We start from the raw sequence: 6,742 nt of genomic DNA, 5'->3' as shown, positions 1-6,742 counted from the left end.
TGGGCGAAGTCCGGGAACAGATTGAGGCGATCTCGAAGGGTATGCACATTTCGATGCTCGACATCGAAAAGATCTTTGCGATGGCAGCACTTTTGCCAGATGAAGCCAAGGCCGACAATATCTTCTTGGGCTGGCGAGTCGCAACCATTACTCTCTTGATAGCGCGGGTGATAAAATCGGATCTTGCAACGAAGTTCCTAGCTGCAACGATAAGTGAGGAGGAGTTATCTGCCTTCTTTGGTGCGTCAAGAAACCTAGTAAGCGAAACTCTTGAAAATGGAGAGCGCAATCCGGAGTTCAAGCACCGGATTGCTCTCCTTTATGACACGTGGCGATTCATTGCTCGTGATGGAGTAACGGACGGTAGTGATCGTTGGCACCACCTCGCAAAGATTTTTGACGACTTTGGACGTACTTATGAAGCCAGAAAGATTCCTGAGAAAATTCAGGAAATGTGGTTGAACCAATATCGCATCGTTTGATACGTGTCCCAAACTGCGCCTCACAAACTCCCCAACCGCTCCGTCAAAAGCCGGTAACCCGTCCCGGTCCACGCCTCCCATGAACATCGCATTGGGCTCCCTACCGCTCACGCGCCACCAGTCGGCGACGGTCATGCCGAGGGTGAGCTCGCTCCCCGTCTCGATTTCCACGTTGATGTGGCGGCCGGTGAAGAGGGACGGCTCCAAGAGGTAGGCGATCACGCAGGGGTCGTGCAGGGGGGCGCCATCACTCCCGTATTTCGCGGTGTCGAAGCGTTCGAAGAAATCGGTCCAGGAGGCGGCGGCGGTGCCTACGGGGGTGCCGAGGGCGCGCATGCCTTCGACCCACGCCCGCGAGGTCAGCGCCTTGTGGGTGACGTCGAGGGGCATCACCACCAGGGGAACGCCGGATTTGAACACGATATCAGCGGCTTCTGGGTCGACGTAGATGTTGAACTCGGCCGCGGGGGTGACGTTGCCGCCCTCAAAACAGCCGCCGCCCATCAGGACGATCTCGGCCACTTTCGGGATGATGTCGGGGGCGCGTTGGAAGGCGGTGGCGATGTTGGTCAGGGGGCCGAGGGGGCAGAGGGTGATAGTGCCGGGCGCGTGGGCGCGCAGGGTGTCGATGATGTAGTCGACGGCGTGCTGGGGTTGGAGGGGGTACGTCGGGTCGGGCAGCGGGATGCCATCGAGGCCGGTCTTGCCGTGGACGTATTCGGCGGTGACGAGCTTGCGTTTGAGGGGCGCGTCGCAGCCGGCGTAGACGGGGGTCTTCAGGCCCGAAAGCTCGACGATCTGGCGGGTGTTCTTCTGTGTGAGGGGCAAGGGCACGTTCCCGGCGACGGCGGTGAGGGCGAGGACCTCAAGCTCCGGGCTGGCGAGGGCGAGGAGGATGGCGACGGCGTCGTCCTGGCCGGGGTCGGTGTCGATGATGATCTTGCGGGACATAGGGTGCTCCTTCTTGCGGGGAGTAAGCGGGAACGGGGCAAGTTTGTCCAGATGGTCAGGAAAAGGCGTGCAATGTCGGGGAAGGGGCGTAGGCTTTTCGCGGTCGAAGCGGAGGAGCCGGGCGATGGAGATTCTGGTCGGGACGACGAAGGGGTTGTTCGTGCTTTCGGGCGGGCGGGTGGAGGGGCCGTTTTGCGACGGTTGGCCGATCAACCATGCGGTGGGTCGCGGGGGCGAGATCTTTGCGGCCGGGGGCAGCGGGTGGCATGGCGCGGGGGTCTGGCGGCGTGTGGGCGGCGAGTGGTCGGTGTCGAAGGGGCCGTTCGAGGGGGCGGAGCAGTTGTGGTCCTTGGCTTACGACCGGGGGCGGGTGCTGGCGGGGTCGAAGCCGGCCTATCTGTTTGAGAGCGTCGATGGGGGTGTTTCCTGGGCGCGGCTGGAGGCGCTGACGGATCAGCCGGGGGCGAGTGAGTGGCAGCCGGGGGCGGCGGGGCTGACGTTGCATACGATCCTGTCGGATCAGAAGGGCGGTTTGTGGGTCGGGATTTCGGCGGCGGGGGTGTTTGAGTCCAGGGATGGTGGGGTGAACTGGGTCATGCGGAACCGGCGAGGGAACCGGGCGGGGCCCGCGGGGGCGCTGGCGCGGCATTGGGAGGGAGAGGAGATCCGGCGGGAGGATGAGATCTTCAGTTGCGTCCACAACCTTGCCTTCGGGGCGGCAGAGGGGCTGATCTGGATGCAGAACCACCAGGGGGTATATCGGTCGCGCGACGGGGGGCAGGTTTGGGAAGAGGTGACGGAGGGGCTGCCCTCGACGTTTGGATTTCCGGTGGCGGCGCATCCTTCGAAGCCGGGGGTGGCCTGGGTGTTTCCGCTGAACGGGGACTCGCTGGGGCGGTACCCGGTGGGAGGCCGGGCGCTGGTCTGGAAGACCGAGGACGGGGGCGAGACCTGGGCGGGGAAGGGCGCCGGGCTGCCGGAGCGGGACTGCTTTTTCACGGTGCTGCGGCAGGGGATGGCCTCGTGCCCGGGCGGGGTGGCCTTCGGGACGAATTCGGGCTCGGTGTTCCTGTCGCGGGACGAGGGGGATACCTGGGAAGAGGTCGCGCGGCATCTGCCGACTGTCTTGTCGGTGGAGTTCATGGGGTAGTCGCCACGGGCGCAGATTTCCGATCTTCAAAAGATTTCATATAGTTGTCCACTGACGTTGAACTTCCGAAACGACCCTTTCCCAAAGATCCGGGGTGGGAATTGCCGACCTGCCGTGCGGACCGGGGTGCAGTAGGCTCAGACTCCAGCAAACGGTGGAGGGGCGATGCCGACGCTGGTGTCATTTGTGGTGATCGTTGCGACGGCCTTCGGGACGGAGTGGCTGGTGGACAGTTGGCTGGGCGAGAACCGCAGGGTTTGGGTCGCGTGGGCGGCGATCCCGCTGATGCTGCTGTCGGGCGCTTTGGTGCAGGCGAGCGGACTCCATGAGGTAACGCGCATCTTGCGCAACGCGGTGCTGGGGGCTGGGCTCGGGGCGGCGCTGCGGCGCCTTGGCCTACGCCTGCCGCTTCTGCGCAGCGCGCTTCGCCTGTTCGGGGTCGAGACGGAACCAGAGACGCGGGCCGCACCCACGCTGCGCTGGTCAAGGCTGAGCGAGTGGCTTCTGGGGATTGGCATGGGCTGCGGGCTGGTGGCTCTGGGCATGATCTGGACCGGGGTCTTCGCAGGGTAGGGCACCAACGGAAACAGTCTGTCGGCTTGACCGACGCGCGTTTGGGGCCTTCAATGCCCGGACAAGATGGGTATTTCCGATGCAAGCTTTCCTGATCTGCTGTTTCCTGCTGACACCTTTGTGCGCGGTGGCCTTCACGGCGGATCAGCTGACGCAGGAGTTTGACGCCCGCCGATTGACCGATCAGGAAAAGCGGCTGCTGCAGACCGGACTTGCCTTTGCCGGGGCCTACAACGGACTGATCGACGGAGCCTGGGGCGCGGGCAGTCAGCGCGCGCTGGAGCGGTTCACCGAAGCCGAGGGTGGCAACGCCTTTGTCACCAACGCCGACGCAGTGGTTGCGGCGCTTGAGGCCTATTCGGCGCTGGATGCCGAGGGATGGGAACGGCAATACAACTCGGTCCTGGATATGTCCTTCCTGGTGCCGACGGAAGGGCTGGTCGAGGGTGGTCGGTCGGATGTCTTTTACAACCTGAACGTCCGGGGCCGGTCCATCGGCTATTCGCTGACGGTGCAGGACGCAGCCGGGACGGTCCGGCTGCACCAGTTCACCGAGGCAAGTTCGGTGGTCGATGTCTACACGGTGCGGCGGCAAGAGGTCTGGATCACCTCGGGCCGCGGTGCTGACGGGGTCAGCCTATACACCCGGTCGGACTTCCGGCGCGGGCAATGGTCGACGATCATGCTGTCGGCCAGTGACCGGGATGCCGGCGCCTTTGCGGCAATCACCGGCAGCATCGCACCCGGCTACGCGCCGGCCATCGGCATTTCTCCGGGCCTGCTGTCCGAGGGGATCGAGACCCTGGCCGGCCTGATGCAGGACTCTGCCCCGCCCGTGCCGCACAAGGCGGGTCCGGCGGCGGAAGACAATCGGGCCTCGGTCGTCAGTCCGGCGGTCGGCTATGGAACCGGATTTCTGGTCTCCACAGCAGGGGATGTCCTGACAAACCGCCATGTGATCGCGAATTGCACATCTCTTTCCATTGATGGTCAGCCAGCCGTGGTGATCGCACAGGATCAGACCTTTGATCTTGCGCTCTTGCGGGCCGAGGCCCTGGCAGGAACTGCACCTGCCACCTTTGCACAAAACCCGGCACGGCTGAATTCCGATGTCACCGTGGCGGGTTATCCCTTGCCGGACTTGCTGGGCGGGCTGAACGTGACGCGCGGGGCGGTTACCAGCCTGAAGGGGATCGGCGGCGACGGGATCAACATGCAGATCTCGGCCCCGGTTCAGCCGGGAAACTCGGGCGGGCCGGTGATCAATGCGGCGGGCCAGGTCGTGGGGGTCGTGGTGGCGAAACTGGATGCAGCAAAGGTCGCGGACCTGTACGACGACATCCCGCAGAACGTGAACTTCGCGATCCGGGGCGAGATTGCCAAGCTGTTTCTGGCGCAGAACGGGGTTGATCCGACCATTCAGGCGGAGGGGGCCGGTCTTGCCCCCGAGGATCTGGCCGAACTGGCCAAAGGCTTCACGCGACTGATAACCTGCAATTGAAAAGGGCGCGCCAGAGCGCGCCCAGGCCGGCCGAAAACGGCAGGGTGTCAGCCGTCGAAATCCACCGTCTCCATGATCTTCACCGCGGCCGGGCGCTGTGCGGCGATGTCGGCAAGGGACGTGGTGTCCGGAGTGAACTCGCCCCACGACGCGACAAGCGCCGACCGTTCGACACCGGGTTTGACGGGGTATTCGTGGTTCGTCTCGGCGTAGATCTTCTGGGCAGCGTCCGAGGAGAGCCACTCCATGAACTTCAGCGCGTTTTCCTTGTTCGGCGCCGCCTTGGTCATCGCCACGCCCGAGATGTTCAGGTGTGTGCCGCCAGCCTCGAATGTCGGGAAGACGATGTTGACGCTTTCGGCGGCCGGGACCTGCTCGGGGTCGGCCAGCATCTGGCCCATGTAGTAGGTATTGCCGATGGCGATGTCGCATTCACCCGCCGCGATGGCCTTGACCTGATCGCGGTCGCCGCCGTCGGGCTTGCGGCCCAGATTGGCTTTCAGACCCTCGGCCCAGGTGGTGGCATAGGCTTCGTCGTGATGGGCGATGATCGCACCCAGAAGGGCGACGTTGTAGTCATGCAACCCCGAGCGCGAGCAGATGCGGCCTTTCCACTTGTCCGAGGCGAGGTCTTCGTAGGTGGTGACTTCACCCGGTGCGACGCGCTCCTTCGAGGCATAGACGATCCGCGCACGCGAGGTCAGGCCGAACCACTTGTCGCCGGGATCGCGCAGTTCGGCGGGGATGTTGGCTTCCAGAATGTCGGACTGCACCGGCTGGACCACGTCGGCCTCGACGATCTGCATCAGGCGCGCGATGTCGACGGTCAGCACGAGGTCGGCGGGCGAGCGGTCGCCCTCGGCCACCAGACGCTCGGCCATGCCCTTGTCGACGAAGGCAACGTTGACCGCGATCCCGGTCTCGGCAGTGAAGGCGTCGACGAGAGGCTGGATCAGTTCCGGCTGCCGGTGGGAATAGACGTTGATCTCTTGCGCAAGCGCCGGGACGGAGCAGGCGAGAAGGGCGAGGGTCGAGAGGCGCAGCATTGGCTGACTCCTTTTGTCGGGTTTATGGGTGCGCTTAAACCTGACTGTTTTGCTTGGGTCAAGAGGTTGAGTGAAAGACTCGGACATTTTGTCACCTGCGGCGGTGTGCCCGGTGGCGGCGTCGGAGCCTCCGGCGGGGATATTTGCGCCAGTATGAAAGGCTAGACCTGCGCCTTGTCTTCGGCCTTGGCGCGGTTCCAGAGGGCGTCCATTTCGGCAAGGTCACTGTCGGCGGGGGTCTTGCCCTGTTCGGCCAGCCAATCCTCGATCCTTGCGAAGCGACGGGTGAATTTCTGGTTGGCGGCACGCAGTGCGGCCTCGGGGTCGACCTTCAGGTGGCGGGCGAGGTTGGCCATGACGAAGAGGAGGTCGCCGATTTCTTCGGTGAGTGCGGTGTGGGTCAGGGTGTCGCGGGCTTCCACCACCTCGCGCGCTTCCTCGACCAGTTTGTCGAGGACCTGATCGGTCGAAGGCCAGTCGAAGCCGACGCGGGCGGCGCGGTTTTGCAGTTTCAGGGCGCGGGTCAAGGCGGGGAGCGATTGGGCGACGCCGTCGAGGGTGCGCTGGGTGCCGCGTTCGCGGGCCTTCTGCGCCTCCCAGTCGCGGGTCTGTTGTTCGGCGGTCTTGTCGCGGCTTTCCGAGCCGAAGACATGCGGGTGACGGGTGATCATCTTGTCCGAGATGGCGGCGACGACATCGGCGAAGGTGAAGTGTCCGGCCTCGGTCGCCATTTGCGCATGGTAGACGGTCTGGAAAAGCAGATCGCCGAGTTCTCCCTTCAGCTCACCCCAGGCCTGACGGTCAATGGCGTCGGCGACTTCATGGGCTTCCTCCAGCGTGTAGGGCGCGATGGTGGCGAAGGTCTGTTCGATGTCCCACGGGCAGCCTGCCTTCGGGTCGCGCAAGGCGGCCATGATGGCAAGGAGGCGGTCGATGCCGGAGGGGGGAAGGTCGGTGACGTCGCGGTCAAGGCGGGATTGGGTCATTGCGGCCACCGGGGTTTTGCGATTTGATCAAAGGCCACGTCCGAAGGAGTCCG

The 6,742-nt window shown here is 64.3% G+C and carries 6 protein-coding genes and 1 pseudogene; 4 read left to right on the top strand and 3 right to left on the bottom strand.

The window, feature by feature from the left end; all coding sequences use genetic code 11:
* Positions 1–482, top strand: a 482-nt coding sequence (locus tag U1E69_RS22325) for a hypothetical protein (protein ID WP_322246697.1), incomplete at its 5' end; no start/stop codon positions are given.
* Positions 483–502: 20 nt separating this feature from the next.
* On the opposite strand, the pseudogene U1E69_RS22320 reads toward U1E69_RS22325, so the two are convergent.
* Positions 503–1,433, bottom strand: a pseudogene (locus U1E69_RS22320) (nucleoside hydrolase).
* Between the two features lie 124 nt (positions 1,434–1,557).
* On the opposite strand from U1E69_RS22320, the gene U1E69_RS22315 reads away from it, so the two are divergent.
* The 3 genes from U1E69_RS22315 to U1E69_RS22305 all read left to right on the top strand — a co-directional run bounded on the left by U1E69_RS22315 (position 1,558) and on the right by U1E69_RS22305 (position 4,657).
* Positions 1,558–2,583 carry an exo-alpha-sialidase gene (locus U1E69_RS22315; protein WP_322246696.1) on the top strand — a complete coding sequence of 342 codons (1,026 nt, stop codon included), beginning with the start codon at positions 1,558–1,560 and terminating at the stop codon, positions 2,581–2,583.
* A 165-nt stretch (positions 2,584–2,748) separates the two neighbouring features.
* Entirely contained in the window at positions 2,749–3,156 is a 408-nt protein-coding gene (locus U1E69_RS22310) for a hypothetical protein (RefSeq protein WP_322246695.1), read from the top strand.
* A 79-nt stretch (positions 3,157–3,235) separates the two neighbouring features.
* Positions 3,236–4,657: a serine protease gene (locus tag U1E69_RS22305; RefSeq protein WP_322246694.1), complete on the top strand. Its 1,422-nt coding sequence runs from the start codon at positions 3,236–3,238 to the stop codon at positions 4,655–4,657.
* 47 nt (positions 4,658–4,704) lie between these two features.
* Here U1E69_RS22305 and U1E69_RS22300 read toward each other — a convergent pair whose 3' ends face one another.
* Both U1E69_RS22300 and mazG read right to left on the bottom strand, forming a co-directional pair.
* On the bottom strand, positions 4,705–5,703 hold the full coding sequence (locus tag U1E69_RS22300; RefSeq protein WP_322246693.1) for a Fe(3+) ABC transporter substrate-binding protein: 999 nt from the start codon (positions 5,701–5,703) through the stop codon (positions 4,705–4,707).
* Positions 5,704–5,864: 161 nt separating this feature from the next.
* Complete coding sequence (gene mazG / locus U1E69_RS22295) at positions 5,865–6,689, bottom strand: nucleoside triphosphate pyrophosphohydrolase (RefSeq protein WP_322246692.1); 825 nt, start codon at positions 6,687–6,689, stop codon at positions 5,865–5,867.
* Positions 6,690–6,742: the final 53 nt, after the last annotated feature.

This window comes from Tabrizicola sp., from assembly GCF_034366665.1.
Lineage (GTDB): Bacteria > Pseudomonadota > Alphaproteobacteria > Rhodobacterales > Rhodobacteraceae > Tabrizicola.
Note: the sequence above shows the minus strand (reverse complement) of the source record. Positions and strands in the feature narration are given on the sequence as shown.

Excerpts from the sequence above, each read along its gene's own strand:
- U1E69_RS22315 (WP_322246696.1), top strand. The coding sequence starts at position 1,558 with ATGGAGATTCTGGTCGGGACGACGAAGGGGTTGTTCGTGCTTTCGGGC.
- U1E69_RS22310 (WP_322246695.1), top strand. The coding sequence starts at position 2,749 with ATGCCGACGCTGGTGTCATTTGTGGTGATCGTTGCGACGGCCTTCGGG.
- U1E69_RS22305 (WP_322246694.1), top strand. The coding sequence starts at position 3,236 with ATGCAAGCTTTCCTGATCTGCTGTTTCCTGCTGACACCTTTGTGCGCG.
- U1E69_RS22300 (WP_322246693.1), bottom strand. The coding sequence starts at position 5,703 with ATGCTGCGCCTCTCGACCCTCGCCCTTCTCGCCTGCTCCGTCCCGGCG.
- mazG (WP_322246692.1), bottom strand. The coding sequence starts at position 6,689 with ATGACCCAATCCCGCCTTGACCGCGACGTCACCGACCTTCCCCCCTCC.